Source organism: Leclercia sp. UBA1284, from assembly GCF_002308415.1.
In the GTDB taxonomy this organism is placed as follows: domain Bacteria; phylum Pseudomonadota; class Gammaproteobacteria; order Enterobacterales; family Enterobacteriaceae; genus Enterobacter; species Enterobacter pneumoniae.
On the sequence record NZ_DBUS01000006.1, the window covers coordinates 1355375 to 1373152 of the forward strand.

15 protein-coding genes are annotated in these 17778 nt (G+C 55.3%); 12 read left to right on the top strand and 3 right to left on the bottom strand.

What is annotated here, in order from left to right; translation table 11 throughout:
- Positions 1-7 precede the first annotated feature (7 nt).
- Positions 8-3055 carry a formate dehydrogenase-N subunit alpha gene (gene fdnG, locus B3511_RS09820; protein ID WP_286782076.1) on the bottom strand — a complete coding sequence of 1016 codons (3048 nt, stop codon included), beginning with the start codon at positions 3053-3055 and terminating at the stop codon, positions 8-10.
- Between the two features lie 220 nt (positions 3056-3275).
- On the opposite strand from fdnG, the gene yddG reads away from it, so the two are divergent.
- The 3 genes from yddG to B3511_RS09835 all read left to right on the top strand — a co-directional run bounded on the left by yddG (position 3276) and on the right by B3511_RS09835 (position 6352).
- Entirely contained in the window at positions 3276-4154 is an 879-nt protein-coding gene (gene yddG, locus B3511_RS09825; protein ID WP_286782079.1) for an aromatic amino acid DMT transporter YddG, read from the top strand.
- 612 nt (positions 4155-4766) lie between these two features.
- A complete protein-coding gene (gene ompC, locus B3511_RS09830; RefSeq protein ID WP_286782080.1) occupies positions 4767-5843 on the top strand; it encodes a porin OmpC in 1077 nt (358 codons plus the stop codon).
- Positions 5844-5911: 68 nt separating this feature from the next.
- Entirely contained in the window at positions 5912-6352 is a 441-nt protein-coding gene (locus B3511_RS09835) for a GFA family protein (protein WP_286782082.1), read from the top strand.
- Here the strand turns inward: B3511_RS09835 and B3511_RS09840 are convergent.
- On the bottom strand, positions 6342-7286 hold the full coding sequence (locus B3511_RS09840) for a LysR substrate-binding domain-containing protein (protein WP_263616975.1): 945 nt from the start codon (positions 7284-7286) through the stop codon (positions 6342-6344). The two genes, B3511_RS09835 and B3511_RS09840, sit on opposite strands and share 11 nt — an antisense overlap.
- Positions 7287-7457: 171 nt before the next feature.
- On the opposite strand from B3511_RS09840, the gene B3511_RS09845 reads away from it, so the two are divergent.
- The 7 genes from B3511_RS09845 to B3511_RS09875 are packed head-to-tail and all read left to right on the top strand — an operon-like array spanning position 7458 to position 13907.
- Entirely contained in the window at positions 7458-8408 is a 951-nt protein-coding gene (locus B3511_RS09845; protein WP_286782085.1) for a branched-chain amino acid ABC transporter permease, read from the top strand.
- Between the two features lie 8 nt (positions 8409-8416).
- Entirely contained in the window at positions 8417-9523 is a 1107-nt protein-coding gene (locus tag B3511_RS09850; RefSeq protein ID WP_286782087.1) for a branched-chain amino acid ABC transporter permease, read from the top strand.
- Positions 9520-10287: an ABC transporter ATP-binding protein gene (locus B3511_RS09855; protein ID WP_040075634.1), complete on the top strand. Its 768-nt coding sequence runs from the start codon at positions 9520-9522 to the stop codon at positions 10285-10287. The genes B3511_RS09850 and B3511_RS09855 overlap by 4 nt, the downstream gene beginning before the upstream one ends.
- Positions 10280-10999, top strand: a complete 720-nt coding sequence (locus tag B3511_RS09860) for an ABC transporter ATP-binding protein (RefSeq protein WP_286782089.1) — start codon at positions 10280-10282, stop codon at positions 10997-10999. Before B3511_RS09855 ends, B3511_RS09860 begins: the two co-directional genes overlap by 8 nt.
- Positions 11000-11023: 24 nt before the next feature.
- Positions 11024-12181: a branched-chain amino acid ABC transporter substrate-binding protein gene (locus B3511_RS09865; RefSeq protein ID WP_286782091.1), complete on the top strand. Its 1158-nt coding sequence runs from the start codon at positions 11024-11026 to the stop codon at positions 12179-12181.
- Positions 12182-12198: 17 nt separating this feature from the next.
- Entirely contained in the window at positions 12199-12684 is a 486-nt protein-coding gene (locus B3511_RS09870; RefSeq protein ID WP_040075631.1) for an L-2-amino-thiazoline-4-carboxylic acid hydrolase, read from the top strand.
- Positions 12681-13907 (top strand): Zn-dependent hydrolase, encoded by a 1227-nt coding sequence (locus B3511_RS09875; RefSeq protein WP_286782094.1) that lies wholly within the window; start codon positions 12681-12683, stop codon positions 13905-13907. The genes B3511_RS09870 and B3511_RS09875 overlap by 4 nt, the downstream gene beginning before the upstream one ends.
- Positions 13908-13981: 74 nt before the next feature.
- Here B3511_RS09875 and B3511_RS09880 read toward each other — a convergent pair whose 3' ends face one another.
- On the bottom strand, positions 13982-15472 hold the full coding sequence (locus B3511_RS09880) for an MFS transporter (protein WP_286783675.1): 1491 nt from the start codon (positions 15470-15472) through the stop codon (positions 13982-13984).
- Between the two features lie 116 nt (positions 15473-15588).
- Here B3511_RS09880 and B3511_RS09885 point away from each other — a divergent pair, with 116 nt between their 5' ends.
- Both B3511_RS09885 and B3511_RS09890 read left to right on the top strand, forming a co-directional pair.
- Positions 15589-16164, top strand: coding sequence for a TetR family transcriptional regulator (locus tag B3511_RS09885; protein WP_286782096.1), 576 nt, complete (start codon positions 15589-15591; stop codon positions 16162-16164).
- Between the two features lie 202 nt (positions 16165-16366).
- Positions 16367-17758: a NarK family nitrate/nitrite MFS transporter gene (locus B3511_RS09890; RefSeq protein ID WP_040075627.1), complete on the top strand. Its 1392-nt coding sequence runs from the start codon at positions 16367-16369 to the stop codon at positions 17756-17758.
- The last annotated feature ends 20 nt before the right edge of the window (positions 17759-17778 follow it).

The following is a 17778-nucleotide window of genomic DNA, read 5'->3' on the forward strand; positions in this document are numbered from 1 at the left end:
TCGCTCCTTACGCTTTCTCGATGTTAACCAGAAACGCTTTGTACTCCGGCGTTTGCGAGTTGGCGTCGCCGACGTTAGGCGTCAGGGTATTGGCGATATAGCCTTTCTGCGCCACCCCTTCAAAGCCCCAATGCAGCGGAATACCGACGGTTTCCACCTGCTGACCGTGTACGTTCAGGGTCTGCAGACGACGGGTCACCACCGCAACGGCGCGTATAAAGCCGCGCTTGCTGCTCACCTTCACGCGGTCGCCGTTGGCAATCCCCTTCGCTTTCGCCAGATTTTCACTGATCTCCACAAACTGTTCCGGCTGCGCGATGGCGTTGAGTCGCGCGTGTTTGGTCCAAGTGTGGAAATGCTCTGTCAGGCGGTAGGTGGTCCCCACGTACGGGAACTTGTCCTTCTTACCTAAACGCAGCACGTCGTCTTCGTAGATACGCACCACCGGGCTAGACACCACGTTCGGGTGCAGCGGGTTGGTGCCGAGCGGCGTTTCCATCGGCTCGTAGTGTTCCGGGAATGGCCCTTCCGCCAGTTTGTCGAGGGCAAACAGACGCCCCAGCCCTTCCGGCTGCATAATAAACGGACCGGTGTTGCTGCCCGGCGCGGCGGTGTTGAAGTCCGGGATATCATTCCCCGCCCACTTCGATCCGTTCCACGCGATCAGCATCCGTTTTGGATCCCACGGCTTGCCGTTGATGTCCGCCGACGCACGGTTGTAGAGCACGCGACGGTTAAGCGGCCACGCCCATGCCCAGCCCAGCGTATTGCCCAGACCTGATGGGTCTGCGTTGTCGCGGTTGGCCATCTGGTTACCCTGCTCGGTCCAGCTGCCGGTATAAATCCAGCACGAGGAGGCCGTGGTGCCGTCATCACGCAGCAGCGCGAAGCTGTTCAGCAGCTGGCCTTTCTTCGCCAGCAGGTTACCGTTAGCATCATAGAGATCCGCCAGCGCAACGCCGTTGTTCTCTTTGGCCACTTCCTCTGACTCAGGATGATCCGGCTGCTTATAGCTCCAGCTCATCTTCAGCAGCGGCTCGACGCCCTTGCCGCCTTCCGTGCGATACATGTCGCGCAGACGGTGGTAAATGCCTGCCAGAATTTCGCCATCGTTACGTGCTTCACCCGGCGCATCCTGGCCTTTCCAGTGCCACTGCAGCCAGCGGCCAGAGTTGGCAATAGAGCCATCCTCTTCCGCGAAGCAGGTGGACGGCAGGCGGAACACCTCGGTCTGAATCGAGGCCGGATCCACGTCGTTAGACTCCCCGTGGTTCTGCCAGAAGGTCGAGGTTTCAGTCACCAGCGGATCGATAACCACCATGTACTTCAGCTTGCTCAGGCTGCGAACCACTTTGTTTTTGTCCGGGAACGAGGCTACAGGGTTAAAGCCCTGGCAGATATAGCCCGTCACCTTGCCCTGATCCATCAGGTTGAAATACTTGATGACGTCCCAGGACTGATCCCACTTCGGCAGCCAGTCAAAGCCCCAGTCGTTCTCTTTCTGCGCCGCATCGCCGTAGAAAGATTTCATCAGGCTGACGTAGAACTTCGGATAGTTGCTCCAGTAGTTCACCTGATCCGGTAACGTCGCTTTTGGCGTATTTGCTGCCAGATAGCTTTGCAGATCGGTCTGTTTTTCTGACGGCAGCGTCAGGTATCCCGGCAGGCTGGTGGAGAGCAGCCCAAGATCGGTCAGACCCTGAATGTTGGAGTGGCCGCGCAGCGCGTTCACCCCACCGCCCGCCATCCCCATGTTGCCAAGCAGCAGCTGGATCATCGCCATGGTGCGGATGTTCTGCGCACCCACGGTATGCTGTGTCCAGCCCAGCGCGTACAGGAAGGTGGTGGTTCTGTCTGCTGCACTGGTTGAGGCCAGCACTTCACACACTTTCAGGAAGTCCGCTTTCGGCGTACCACAGATGTTTTCCACTACGTCCGGCGTATAACGGGAAACGTGCTGTTTGAGCAAATTCCACACGCAGCGAGGATGCGTTAGTGTTTCATCGCGCATCGCATAACCGTTTTCATCGAACTGATAGTTCCAGGAGGATTTATCGTACAGGCGTTTTTCCGCGTCATAGCCGCTGAACAGCCCGTCTTCGAAGGCAAAATCATCCCGCACCAGCAGGTTTGCGTTGGTGTAGTGCTTAACGTATTCCGCGTTAATTTTGTTATTTTCGATCAGATACAGCAGTACCCCAGAGAGGAACGTAATGTCCGTACCTGAGCGAATAGGCGCATAGATATCGGCCACCGATGCCGTACGCGTAAAGCGCGGATCGACGACGATAAGCGTTGCGTCGTTGTTGTTTTTTGCTTCCATCGCCCAGCGGAACCCCACCGGATGGGCTTCAGCGGCGTTACCGCCCATCACCACCACGACATTCGCGTTTTTGATATCAACCCAGTGGTTGGTCATCGCACCGCGACCAAATGTTGGAGCAAGACTTGCTACCGTTGGTCCGTGTCAGACGCGCGCCTGGTTATCTACCGCCAGCATGCCGAGGGAGCGCACAAACTTTTGCGTCAGCATGCCGGTTTCATTACTTGCCGCGGATGCACAAAGCATCCCGGTGGAAAGCCAGCGGTTAACCGTGACGCCCTGTGCGTTCTTTTCAATAAAGTTGGCATCGCGGTCGGCTTTCATTAATTTTGCAATTCGGGAGAAGGCCTCATCCCAGGAGATGCGCTGCCATTTATTGGAACCTGGCGCGCGGTACTCCGGATAGCGTAGACGGTTGCCGCTGTGAACGTAATCCAACAGCCCCGCCCCTTTCGGGCACAGTGCCCCGCGGCTTACCGGATGATCCGGATCCCCTTCAATATGATAAATCGCCTCTTTGGCGTTCTTCGCACCATCACCCAGGCTATACATTAATAGCCCGCATCCAACGGAGCAGTATGTGCAGGTGTTACGGATCTCTTTAGCGCGCAACAGTTTGTAGTTGCGTGCCTGAGCCAGCGCCATTTTGGGCGCAAATCCCAGCATTGCTGCTGTAGTCCCGGCCATACCGCCCGCGCAGATTTTAAAGAACTGTCTGCGGCTGACGTCCATTGCTGTCCTCTTTTTCTGATAACTCTTCGCGCCGCAAACTATCAGCAAAGCCCCTGTTTTTATTGCGTCAAATCAAAGTCACCTGAATTCGCCCTCTTAATTGTCATGATTAGTCGTTTTGCTTAACCCGTTGGTATTAGCTCGCTTACGTTTCATTCGCGAAAGCGGCTCAAAGGGTGCTATAAACTTTTCCCTTTATTTCAATACCTCCGGGAGAGATATGGACAAGAAAAAAGCCACGCTGATCGGCCTGCTCGCCATTGTGTTATGGAGCACCATGGTGGGACTTATTCGGAGCGTCAGCGAAGGACTGGGGCCGGTGGGTGGTGCGGCAATGATTTATACCCTGAGCGGCCTATTATGTTGGCTGATTGTTGGGTTTCCATCGCTTCGCCGTTTTACGCCAGGCTACCTGATTGCTGGTAGCCTGCTATTCGTCAGCTACGAAATATGTCTGGCGCTGTCGCTCGGTTATGCCAGTACTCGCCATCAGGCGATTGAAGTGGGGATGGTGAATTATCTCTGGCCAAGTCTGACCATTGTTTTTGCTATTCTCTTTAACGGGCAGAAAAGCAGCCTGTGGGTAGTGCCCGGATTACTCATCGCACTCTTCGGCGTAAGTTGGGTATTAGGAGGTGAACAGGGTCTGCATGTTGATGAAATAGTCAGCAATATTCTCTCAAATCCTCTGAGCTATGGCCTGGCCTTTGCCGGTGCGTTTATCTGGGCGGCCTACTGCACCGTTACCCGCAAATATGCTAAGGGTCAGAATGGCATTACGCTCTTTGTGTTACTCACCGCCCTGACGCTGTGGATGAAATATCTGCTGAGCGACCAGCCGGAGATGACCTTTAGCCTGCCGATCGTTTTCAAATTGCTTCTGTGCGGCATGGCTCTGGGTGTCGGCTATGCGTCCTGGAATATTGGTATCCTGCACGGAAATGTTTCCCTGCTGGCGACAGTCTCCTATTTCACACCGGTGTTATCTGCCGCCCTTGCCGCCGCGCTACTGAGCGCGCCTCTCTCTTTCACCTTCTGGCAGGGTGCATTACTGGTCTGCGCCGGGTCGCTGCTCTGCTGGTATGCCACGCGCAATTAACGGTTTGGCTCCCTCCCGCGGGGAGGGGGGCCTCAGTTGTTAATTAAAATGTGATCTCTCCTCAGAATATTTAGGTAAACACTAGCCGCTACGTTGTGTGTTTGTTTATATTTGTTTCCGTCGTAAATAAATATTTCATTGCACTTACATTTATTGACAACAGATGTAATTAATTGACTCCTAATACTCACGTGAGATATAGCACGAAGTGCAATAGTATGTTTCTGAATATTTCAAAGATAAATGTACAAAATATAGCCTTGCCGCTGGGTAACCCTCTGTTTTCGACTAATTAAATGTCTTAAGCCGATCAAATTTCGCACATCCGCCCTGCTAATTACGCTTCGAAACAAAACCTCTCCAAAACTATAAATAGATTAATAATAAATTACGGCACTAAATAAATTTCAGAACATTTTCTAAGCTAATTTTGCAATATATGCGCTCATTTTACCGATCGCGATCACACTAATTGAAATTAAGATTAATAATTTGAAACTTATTATTGAAACGATGCAGCAAGAATCTTAAAAATAGCGTGCCATTGACGAGCGGCCTCGTTCATCAAGGGTTGAGGGTGTGCTTAAAAGAAAATTATAAGGATTACAAGCAATGAAACTTAAATTAGTTGCAGTGGCAGTGACTACCCTGTTGGCGGCTGGCGCAGTAAACGCAGCCGAAGTTTATAACAAAGACGGCAACAAACTGGATCTGTACGGTAAAGTGACAGGTCTGCACTATTTCTCTGACGACACCGATAACGACGGCGACAAAACTTATGTTCGTCTGGGCTTCAAAGGTGAAACTCAGATCAACGATCAGCTGACCGGTTTTGGTCAGTGGGAATATGAATTCCGCGGTGACAATGCTGAATCTCAGGGTTCTGACGGTAATAAAACCCGTCTGGCCTTTGCTGGTCTGAAATTCAACGAGTTCGGCTCCTTCGACTACGGCCGTAACTACGGTGTTGCATATGACATCGGCGCATGGACCGACGTTCTGCCGGAATACGGCGGCGATACCTGGACCCAGACTGATGGCTTTATGACTGGCCGTACTACTGGCGTAGCGACCTACCGTAACACCGACTTCTTCGGTCTGGTGGAAGGCTGGAACTTCGCGGTTCAGTATCAGGGTAAAAACGACCGTGATGATATCGCCGAATCCAATGGCGATGGCTGGGGTCTCTCCTCTACCTATGAAATGGACGGTTTCGGTGTAGGTGCAACCTACGCGAAATCTGACCGTACCGACGATCAGGTTCGTGCAGCAGTTAACGAACTGAACGCTGGCGGCGATGACGCAGACGTATGGGCAGCGGGTCTGAAATATGACGCAAACAACCTGTACCTGGCAACCACCTATTCTGAAACTCGCAACATGACCAGCTTCGGTGACGGTTATATTGCGAACAAAACCCAGAACTTTGAAGCGGTTGCTCAGTACCAGTTCGACTTCGGTCTGCGTCCGTCCGTTTCTTACCTGAAGTCCAAAGGTAAAGACATCGGTTCTTACGGCGACCAGGATCTGGTTGAGTACATTGAAGTGGGCGCAACCTACTACTTCAACAAAAACATGTCTACCTACGTTGATTACAAAATCAACCTGCTGGACGACAGCACCTTCACCGATACTGCCGGTATTGCAACCGACAACATCGTTGCACTGGGTCTGACCTACCAGTTCTAATCGACATATCATGTCTAAGGCCAGCCTCCGAGCTGGCCTTTTTATTGGGCGTAATAAAGGAATATGCCATGCAACGTTTTACCGGGCGCTGTTTATGCGGGATGAGCCACTTCAGCGTTACGATCAAGAACTTCGAGGTCTATGCGTGCCACTGCACCCTCTGTCAGAAATGGTCTGGCGGGGTGGCAATGTACCTTGAAACTGAGGGCGAGCCGCAGGTAGAACAGGGTTCTATCGCCCCCTCGCATTTTCACTCCTCCGAACGCGGGGAGCGTCGGTTCTGCCCCGGCTGCGGCTGTCCGCTCTGGTCCACACTCACCAGCGTCGGACGCTATTTTGTTCCCTGGACGCTGCTGGAACTGAGCAAAGATGAACGCTGCCGCCTGGTCTTGGCCGCCGAAATTTACACCGAAACGCAGCCGGCCTTCTGGCGTTTGACCGGGCAATATGCGCGCTTCAGCGGCACCGAGATCGAAGCGCTGGATAATTACTGTTCGCTTACGCCGTAACGTCACCGCCCCCCGCCGCTCGGCGCAGCCACGATTGCAGCAGTTTGCCATCCTGGGTCATATCAGAATCCTGGCGCACACAAAGGTAATAATCGCGGCCGTCATCGATAGGGGCATCAAAAATTTTCACCAGTTCACCGCTCTCCAGATAGGGTGCAATCAGCGGCTCGCGCATGAGGGCGCACCCTAACCCCGCCTGCACCCCCGCCAGCGTCAATAAGCCATCTTCAAACATCGGCCCGCTGCGGCGCGCCGGACGTTTTACCCCCTGCTGGGTGAACCACATCTGCCAGGTTGCACGCTCTTCGTCATGCAGAAGCGGCATTTGCAGCAGCTGTTCCGGGGTATCGATATGGCCATGGAGCCGCAAGAACGCCCTGCTACAAACCGGCACCATCTGGCCCGAGATCAGCTTTTCACTCTGATAGCCCGTCCACTGACCGTTACCAAAGCGGATAGACATATCCGACGCGTCGCTAAGGTAGTTACGGTGGTTGGCATAGACCACGTTGATCTCGGTCTGGGGATTGGCACGCATAAAGGTCGGTAAGCGCGGAATAAACCACCCCATACCAAACAGCGGGATCAGGCTGATCGTGACCTGCCGGGTCTGCGCCTGCTCCACCAGGTGCTCGGTGGCCTGGCGCAGCACATTGAAGGCCGCCCGTATCGAGCGGTAATAGTCGCGACCATTTTGACTGAGTACCAGCTTGCGCCCCTGCCGTTCAGTCAGCGGCATTTGCAAATATCCCTCCAGCACCCGCAGCTGATGACTGACCGCTGAAGGAGAGATTGCCAGCTCCTGTGCCGCGAGCGTGACGCTGCCGAGTCGGGCGATGGCCTCAAAAGCGCGTACCGCCCGTAAAGGGGGATCGTTGGCCAGACGGCTCTCTGCGTAAGCGGCCAGCATCACTGATTGTTCTGTTTTATTCATATATTGATTTTAATGAAGAAATCGCCCTGAGGGTCCATTGCACTATTGTGTTTAAAATCATGCAGATAAATCAATCATTAAATATCATAAGAAATAATATATGCGTATTTTACAATTTAATTCATTTATCAGATGTTACCCGCTGAAAGAGCAATTTGTCGGGTAGGAACGTTGGACACTCTCATACAACAACTAATCAATGGGGTAATGCTTGGCAGCATCTACGCCCTGATCGCGCTGGGCTATACCATGGTGTATGGCATTTTGCGCATTATTAACTTTGCCCACGGCGATATTCTGATGGTTGGCGCGCTCACAACGCTTTCTGCCATTAACGCCCTGAATAACCATTTCCCTGAAATGCCGCTGCTGTTACAGCTCGGTTTTGCGTTGATCATCGCAATGGCGGTGTGTGCCCTGCTGGCGATGGCGGTAGAACGTTTCGCCTACCGCCGCCTGCGTAATGCCCCGCGCCTTGCGCCGCTCATCTCCGGTATCGGCGTCTCCGTACTGCTGCAGACGGTGGCGATGATCGTCTGGACGCGCAATCCGCTGATGTTCCCGCAGATCCTGCCCATGGATCCGATCGCCGTTACCGCCGGTAGCGACGCCCATCCTCCCGCAATTATCACCGTTACCGGCATGGTAACGGTTGCGCTGGCGCTGGTGGTGATGATCGGCCTCTGGTTGCTGGTGGAATACACCCGCCTCGGGCGTGGGATGCGCGCAGTGGCGGAAAACCCGCGTGTCGCCACCTTAATGGGCGTTAACCCTAACGCCATTATCACCCTCACCTTTGCCATTGGCGGCATCTTCGCCGCGCTGGCCGGGGTGATGATGGCCAGCAATTTTGGTAATGCCAGCTTCTCGATGGGCTTTTTGCCGGGGATAAAAGCCTTTACCGCTGCGGTATTAGGCGGCATCGGTAACATTCGCGGCGCGATGGTGGGCGGGATCCTGCTCGGCCTTATCGAATCGCTCGGCGCGGGCTACCTTGGCGATCTGACCCATGGCGTGTTCGGCAGTAATTACCAGGATGTGTTTGCCTTTATTGTGCTGATTCTGGTGCTGGTCTTCCGTCCGGCAGGTCTGCTGGGCGAGCGCGTAGCGCACAGGGCGTAGAGGAATTTATGACAACCATACAAATACAGGCACCCGCCTCTACCCGCCGATTCTGGTCCGGCATGACGCTGTTTATCATTGCCCTGCTGGTGGCCCCCGTGGTGGCCTCCCAGCTCGGCGGCAACTACTGGGTGCGCGTGATCGACTTCGCGCTGCTCTATATCATGCTGGCGCTCGGGCTCAATATTGTTGTGGGCTATACCGGCCTGCTGGATATGGGATTCATCGCCTTTTACGCGGTGGGCGCCTACCTGGCCGCGCTGCTGGCCTCTCCGCATCTGCTGGAGGTCTTCCCGATCCTTGCCGTCTGGTTCCCGAACGGGCTGCACACCTCTTACTTGCTGATTATCCCTGTTGCCGCGCTGGTGGCGGCGGTATGCGGGATCCTGCTGGGGGCGCCGACCTTAAAGCTACGAGGAGACTACCTCGCGATTGTCACCCTCGGTTTTGGCGAGATCATTCGCATTCTGATGCGTAACCTCGACCGTCCGGTCGACATCACCAACGGCGCAAAAGGCATTACCGGCGTTGATACCCTGAACCTGTTTGGCCTGAAGTTTAGCGGGGTTTATCACTGGTTTGGCATGAAGGTTCCCGCGCTGTGGCTCTGGTATTACCTGCTGATGGTCGTCATCGTCGGCATTATATTTGTCTGCCTGCGCCTGCAACACTCGCGCATCGGCCGGGCCTGGCACGCCATCCGTGAAGATGAAGACGTGGCCCGGGCAATGGGAATTAACGTGCGCAACTATAAGCTGCTGGCTTTTGCCATGGGCGCCTCGTTTGGTGGCGTGGCGGGCGCGCTGTTCGGCGCGTTCCAGGGCTTTGTGTCCCCAGAGTCCTTCACCCTGCAGGAATCCATTGCCGTACTGGCGATGGTCGTGCTGGGCGGGATGGGTCATATCCCCGGCGTGATCCTCGGGGCCGTGCTGCTGACCGCCCTGCCGGAAGTGCTGCGCAGCCAGGCGGCCCCGCTGCAACAGGCATTGTTTGGTTCCGTGCTGGTTGACCCGGAAATATTACGCCAGCTCTTCTACGGCCTGGCCCTGGTCGGCGTGATGCTGGTGCGCCCTTCCGGCATCTGGCCGATGCGCCACAAGGAGGTTAAAGCATGAGCCTGTTAACGGTGCGCAATATGTCAAAACGTTTTGGCGGCCTGACGGCGGTCGATAATGTTTCGCTATCGATTAATCGCGGTGAGATTTACGGGCTGATTGGCCCTAACGGCGCGGGCAAAACGACCTGTTTTAACCTCATCACCGGCCTTTACCCGGCGGACAGCGGTGAATTTTCTATTGCCGATAAACCCTATTACCCGAAGCAGATTGAGAAAGTGACCGCCGTCGGCATCGCCCGCACCTTCCAGAACGTGCGGCTGTTTAACGAGATGTCGGTACTGGAAAACGTGATGGTAGGCCGCCATGTCCGCACCCGAAATGGGCTGTGGGCCGCGCTGAGCCGCCATAAACGCGCCCGGGAAGAAGAGGCGCAAACCCGTGAGCAGGCATGGCACTGGCTGGAGTACACCGGTATCGCCAAATATGCCCATTATCGCGCCTGTGACCTCGCCTATGGCCATCAACGGCGACTTGAGATTGCCCGTGCGCTGGCAACCGACCCGCTGCTGCTGGCGCTTGACGAACCGGCCGCCGGGATGAATGCCGTCGAAAAAATGGCGTTAGGTGAGCTTCTGACTCGTATTCGCGACGATGGCAAAACTCTGTTGATGATTGAGCACGACGTAAAGCTGGTGATGGGGATTTGCGATCGTCTCACGGTACTGGATTACGGTAAAACCCTGGCAAGCGGCACGCCGGATATCGTCCGTCGCGACCCGGCGGTCATCGCCGCCTGGCTTGGAGGCAGTGCCCATGTCTGAGTTATTAAAAGTTGAACATCTGGATGTGCATTACGGCGGTATTCAGGCCGTGCGCGATCTCTCTTTCACCCTCCACGAAGGTGAACAGGCCACGCTAATTGGCGCTAACGGCGCCGGTAAAAGCTCCACGGTGCGGGCCATTACCGGGCTGGAGAACTTTAGCGGCCATATTGCTTTTAACGGTAAATCGGTACGCAAACATAAAGCCGAAGCGCTGCTGCGCGATGGACTGGTGATGGTGCCGGAAGGACGCGGGATCTTTGCCCGTATGACGGTGCTGGAAAATTTGCAGATGGGGGCGTGGCTTCGCCGTGACACTGTCACGGTCAGGCAGGAGATGGCAGAAATTTTTGACCGCTTCCCACGCCTTGGCGAGCGCCAGCATCAACTCGCCGGTTTGCTCTCTGGCGGTGAACAACAGCTGCTGGCGCTAAATCGCGCCCTGCTCAGCCGCCCGCGCCTGCTCATTCTGGATGAACCTTCAATGGGGCTGGCTCCACGGATGGTTGAGAACATTTTTGCGGTGATCGCCGGACTGCGGGAGCGCGGCGTGGCGTTACTGCTGATTGAACAAAATGCCCGTCTGGCGCTGGAGGTTACCGATCGCGTCTGGGTGATGGACAGCGGCAGCATCGTGCATCACGGCGAGTCAAAAGCGATGCTCGACGACGATCATATTGCACAGATTTATTTGGGCGAAATGCCCGTTTAATACACCAACATCAGGGAAAACATAATGAAAACAATCAAAATTAGCGCACTGAGCGCAGCACTGTTGCTCGGCGGATTTGGCACCGCTACCAGCTGGGCTGCCGACAGCGAGACCGTGGTTATCGGACTGGCTGGCCCGTTAACCGGCCCTTCTGCCCGTATCGGTAAAGATTTGGAAAACGGGGCGCAGCTGGCCATTGACGACATCAATAAGCAGCACCCCACCATCGGCGGCAAAGCAGTCACGTTCAAACTGCAGTCTGAGGACGATCAATCTGACCCACGTACCGCGGTAGCCGTCGCTCAGCGTCTGGTCGATAGTGATGTGGCCGGGGTTGTCGGTCACTGGAATACCGGTACCAGCATCCCGGCGGCGCGGGTCTACCACGATGCGGGCATCGCCCAGGTCGCACCGGTTGCCACCGGACACGCCTATACCAAACAGGGGTTTGATACCAGCTTCCGCGTGATGGGTCACGACGATGACGGCGGCCAGTTTGCCGGTGAGTACGCGGTAAATACTCTGAAAGCAAAACGCATTGCCGTGATCGATGACCGTACCGCCTTTGGCCAGGGGCTGGCCGATGAGTTCATCAAATCGCTCGAGGCGCAGGGGGTAAAAATTGTCGATCGCCAGTATGTGGATGATAAAACCGTCGATTTCAGCGCCGTGCTGACCGCCATTCGCAGTAAAAACGCCGATCTGATCTTCTTTGGCGGCGTCGATAGCCAGGCCGCGCCGCTGGCGCGCCGTATCAAACAACTCGGGATGAAAGCGACGCTGATGGGCGCAGGCGGTTTTGTTAGCCAGACCTTCCTGCAGCTGGCGCAAAAAGAGGGTGACGGCGTTGTTGCCCTGGAGCCAGGCCTGCCTGTTGATCAGATGCCTGGCGGTAAAGCCTTTGAACAGGCGTATCAGTCTCGCTATCACACCCATATCGAACTCCACGCCCCGTTCGCCTATGACGCTACCCGCGTGCTGGTTGCTGCCATGGAAAAAGCCGACTCTGTCGATCCTGCTGACTATCTGCCTGCCCTGCGCGCGATTAACTATTCTGGCGTCACCGGTCAGATCGCCTTTGACGGTCAGGGCAATCTGAAGGCGCCGTCATTTACCGTTTACAAAGTGGTGGACGGGAAATGGCAACCGCAAACCGTGCTGGGTGGCGCAAAAACGAAGTAACGTAGTGAGGCAATGTGATGAGCAATAATAATGAGCTGGGTATTCTCGCCCGCCGCAAAATTGAAGCAGAAATTATTAAACCTATTTACGAAATCCTGGTGCGTGAGATAGGCAAAACGCGCGCGCAGGCGGTGATCGGCGAGGCCATTGAGCAGGCCGCGATCGATGCGGGAAAGTCGTTTGCCAGTAAAGAGCCGAACGGTGCGGATGTTAAGAGCTTTATCGCCCTGCAGTATCTTTGGGAAAAAGATAATGCGCTGGAGGTAAAAGTCATCGACGCCGATGACCAGCAGTACAACTACGACGTCACCCGCTGCCGCTACGCTGAGATGTATCACGAGATGGGGCTGGGGGAGATTGGTCATCTGCTTTCGTGCGCCCGCGATGAGAAATTTATCGTCGGCTATGCACCTGACGTGAAGCTGACCCGTACTACCACCATCATGCAGGGCGGCAAATGCTGTGATTTCCGTTACCGTAGCCAGAAAAAGGACAACGCATGATACGCATCGATGCGGCGCGACTCTGGTCCACGCTTGAAACGATGGCACACATCGGTGGAACCCCTGCCGGCGGCGTTACCCGTCTGGCCCTGAGCGATGAGGATCGCATGGCGCGCACCCTTCTGCGCGACTGGGCTCTGGAGGCCGGATTCAGCTGCGATGTGGATAGCATGGGCAACATGTTCATCCGCCGCGCGGGCAAAAACCGCGCGCTCCCGCCGGTGATGACCGGTTCGCACGTGGATTCACAGCCGCTGGGAGGCAATTACGACGGCATTTACGGCGTTCTCGCCGGGCTGGAGGTGCTACGTACGTTGAATGACAACCAGACGGAAACGGAACGCGATATCGTACTGGTGAACTGGACCAATGAAGAAGGCGCCCGCTTTGCCCCGGCAATGCTGGCCTCTGGCGTCTGGTCCGGACAACTTACGCAAGAGTTCGCTTACGCGCGGAGCGACAGCGCAAAAATCACCGTCCGCGAGGCGCTGGAAGCTATCGGTTACCGGGGCGAACTGCCCGCCCGCGCGTTTCCGGTTCACGCCTGCTATGAGCTGCATATTGAGCAGGGACCGATCCTGGAAGATGAAGGCATAGATATCGGGCTGGTTCGCGCGGCGATGGGTCAGCGCTGGTTTACGATCGCCCTCGAAGGTTTTGCCGCACATGCGGGTACGACACCGATGCACAGCCGTCGGGATGCCCTCACCGCGTTTGCGGAGCTGGCGCTGCAGGTGGAGGCGATTGGCTATCAGCATGCGCCGGATGGACGAGCGACTATCGGCATGGCGCAGGTCATCCCTAACTCCCGAAACGTGGTCCCTTCCCGCGTAGTGTGCAGCGTGGAGTTTCGTCATCCCGACAGTGAAGCACTGGCGGCAATGGAAGCGTCGCTGCGTCAGGCCGCTGAGGAGCTGGCGGCCCGCGGCGTGCGGGCTGATGTAGAACGCATTTTTGACTACGCCCCTATTACCTTTGACGCCGACTGTCTGGCACGCAGTGAAGCAGCGGTCACAGCGCTGGGGTATACGGCAAAACCGATGGTTTCCGGTGCCGGCCACGATACCTGTTACATCAGCAAAATCGCCCCGGCGAGTATGATCTTTATCCCCTGCGTTAGGGGCATCAGTCATAACGAGGAGGAGCGGATCTTACCGGCGTGGTCTGAGAAAGGGGCAAATGTGTTGCTGCATAGCCTGTTGAGTGCGGCGCAGGAGTGTTAGTTTTGCACTTTCCCCGGCCACAGGCCGGGGAACCTTGTTGAAATAAAAACTAATAGTATGTTGTAACTAATGAATTAAGCCGAACGCGGTACCTCTGCCAGGCTAAACCAGATGCCGATGGCAAGTAACAGCAACATTCCGCCGGCACTCCCCAGCGCCACGCTATGGGAGCTGATAAACGCCGTTTTCGCCGCCTGGATGACCGACTCCGCCAGGGCCGGTGGCAGTTCCTGCGCCACTTTTACCGCCTCGCCAATCGACGAGGAGGCCTGTTCTGCCACCCTGCTCTCCAGCCCCTGCGGTAAGGCAATCGCGGCGGAGAAGCTGCGGGTAAGCAGCAAGCCAAACAGAGCAATGCCCAGACCGGCACCCAGTTCGTAGGACATGGTCTCGATGGCGCCTGCGGCCGCAGCCTTCTCCTTCGGCGCGGCGGCCATAATGGCCGAGGTCGATGCCAGCAAGGCACTGGCCGCGCTGAACCCGAGCAATACCATTAAGCCCCAGGCCAGCCACTGCTGAGTACTGAAATCGAGCATCGACAGGCCGATAAAGCTCAGCGCGCTCAGTCCCATTCCCCCGGCCGCAACGATGCGTAGCCCCAGCTTACTCACCAGCACACCCGCAATCGGCCCACTAAATCCGCTGGCCACCATCACCGGCAGCATAAACATGCCCGCGTCGAAGGGAGTAAAACCATGCACGAACTGAAGTTCCTGCGCCATCAATAGCTCAAATCCCACCAGCGCAATCATCGCCGTCATGGCCATCACCACCCCGCTCAGGATGATGCGGTGGCCGAAAAGACGCATATCGATCATGGGGATCGCGGCGCGCAGCTGGATGCGGACAAATATAAACAGCAGCATCGCCCCGATAAACAGCGTAGTGGCGACCATCCAGGGCGAGAGCGCCCCTTTCAGCGCGGTTTTGGCACTGAACACCAGCAACAGGATTGCCACTATCAACATAATGGCGTGGTTGATATTGAGCGGCTGCTCCGGGCGCCCCTGCTGCGGCGGCACCAGACGCGCCGTCAGGACCACCACAATCGCCACGATAGGAACGTTAATGAGAAAGACCGATCCCCAGTAAAAGTGTTCCAGCAATGCCCCACCAATCAGCGGCCCGAAGGCTGCGCCGCCTGACCCTACCGCGGCCCAGACGCCGAGGGCAATGTTGCGTTGACGCGCCTCGGTAAAGAGCGTGCGGATCCCGGCGAGGGTAGCCGGAATAATCATCGCCGCCCCTATCGCCAGGCTGGCACGCGCTGCAATCAGCCAGCCGGCAGAGCTGGACGCTGCCGCCCACAGGGAAGAGAGACCAAAGAGCACGCTGCCCAGCATTAACAGGCGTTTAAATCCGATACGATCGCCCAGGGCCCCCATTGGCAGCACCATACCTGCCATGACCAACGAATAAATATCGATGATCCACAGCAGTTCGTTGCCGCTGGCGCCCAGCGTCATGCTTAATGTCGGCGCCGCCACGTGCAGTACCGTGGCATCAATGGCCACAGGGATATAAACCAGCACGATTATCACTAACGCTAACCACTGACGAAACATAAATGTCCTTTTCATTACAAACCTGGACACATGTCCAGAAATGCGATCCTACGGAAAGCTGAACAACTGTCCAGCTTTTTGTTACACTCGTTGCGTCGCGATTGAGGGTGAACAGAATGGCCTATTTAAACAAGGATGAACGTCGGGAAGCGATCCTGCATGCCGCCATGCATGTGGCATTAAGTGAGGGATTAACCAGCATGACGGTTCGACGTATCGCGGCCGAGGCCGACGTCGCCGCAGGCCAGGTCCATCACCATTTCGCCAGCATTGGTGAGTTAAAATCACAGGCTTTTATTCATCTTATCCGCGACCTGCTGGATGCAGAGGTGGTGCCCGCCGATGCCAGTTGGCACGACAAGCTTCACGCCATGCTGGGTAGCGACGACCGCCACTTTGAACCCTACATCCGTTTATGGCGCGAAGCGCAAATCCTTGCTGCCCGCGATGAAGAGATTAAAGGTGCTTATGTCCTGACGATGGAGATGTGGCACAAGGAGACGGTAGCCATTATTGCTGCGGGTGCAGATGAAAAAGTCTTTAATCTTCATGACACGCCAGAGAATATAGCCTGGCGATTGATAAGCCTGGTTTGCGGTTTAGACGGAATATATATGTTAAATATTGCCGGTATGGATGAAGCTGCATTTAATAAGCATCTTCATAAAGTCATTACTCTGGAATTATATTAATCCGCGTTACAAAATTATAATTTTACAATTAGTAACACTTAAGCAGGCGCTTCTTAACCCTTCACAGCTCATGGATTCCCATTCTTATCTATCCTTTCAGACATATCCCAAAATTTCCTGATAATTCAATAGAACAAACCTGCAGGCAACTGCCTGATTCCCGGTGCTTTTTCTGCTGTTTATGGACATTTAAGAGGGCGATATGTCACAACTTAATGAGAAAAATAATCATTATCTATTAAACAACTGGAAACCCGAAAACCCCGCCTTCTGGGAAAATAAAGGCAAACATATCGCCCGTCGTAATTTATGGATCTCCGTCAGTTGTTTACTTTTAGCCTTCTGCGTCTGGATGTTATTTAGCGCGGTGAGCGTAAACCTGAATAAGGTGGGTTTTAATTTCACCACCGATCAACTCTTTATGTTAACGGCCCTCCCTTCTCTTTCAGGCGCAATATTACGCGTCCCCTACTCCTTTATGGTGCCTATTTTTGGTGGTCGCTACTGGACGGTATTAAGTACCGTAATACTGATTGTTCCCTGCGTCTGGCTGGGCATTGCCGTACAGAATAACGCTACTCCGTACTGGGTATTTATTATTATCGCGCTGCTGTGTGGTTTCGCCGGGGCTAACTTTGCCTCCAGCATGGGCAACATCAGCTTCTTCTTCCCGAAAGCGAAACAGGGCAGCGCGCTGGGTATCAACGGCGGGCTGGGTAATCTGGGCGTGAGCGTCATGCAAATGGTCGCTCCGGTCGTGATATTCCTGCCGATGTTTACCTTCCTCGGCGTGCACGGCGTGCCGCAGGAGGATGGCTCTCTCCTGTCGCTGGCCAACGCGGCCTGGATATGGGTACCGCTGCTGGTGCTGGCAACCCTTGCCGCCTTTTTTGGCATGAACGATATCGCCAGTTCTAAGGCCTCGATTGCCAGTCAGTTACCGGTACTGAAACAGCCGCACCTCTGGCTGTTGAGCCTGCTCTATCTTGCAACCTTCGGCTCGTTTATCGGCTTTTCCGCCGGTTTTGCGATGCTCTCAAAAACGCAGTTCCCGGATGTGAATATTCTGCACCTCGCCTTCTTCGGGCCGCTGATTGGGGCGCTGGCGCGATCGGCCGGCGGCGTGGTCTCTGACAAACTGGGCGGCGTGCGCGTGACGCTGGTGAACTTTGTTCTTATGGCGATCTTCACCGCCCTGCTGTTCTTCACCCTGCCGGGCTCAGGCTCCGGCAACTTTACCGCCTTCTACATCGTCTTTATGGGGCTGTTCCTCACCGCCGGGCTGGGCAGCGGATCGACCTTCCAGATGATCGCCGTCATCTTTCGGCAAATTACGATTTATAAAGTGAAATTGCGCGGCGGTAGTGAACAGCAGGCGCAACAAGAGGCCGTGACTGACACCGCTGCCGCGCTCGGCTTTATCTCCGCCATTGGCGCAGTCGGCGGGTTCTTCATTCCGAAGGCCTTCGGCACCTCGCTGGCAATGACCGGGTCCCCGGTAGGCGCGATGAAAGTGTTCCTCGTCTTTTACATCGTCTGTGTATTCATCACCTGGCTGGTGTATGGCCGCCGTCAAAAGCACATCAAATCATAAACATGCCATTAATTACGTTA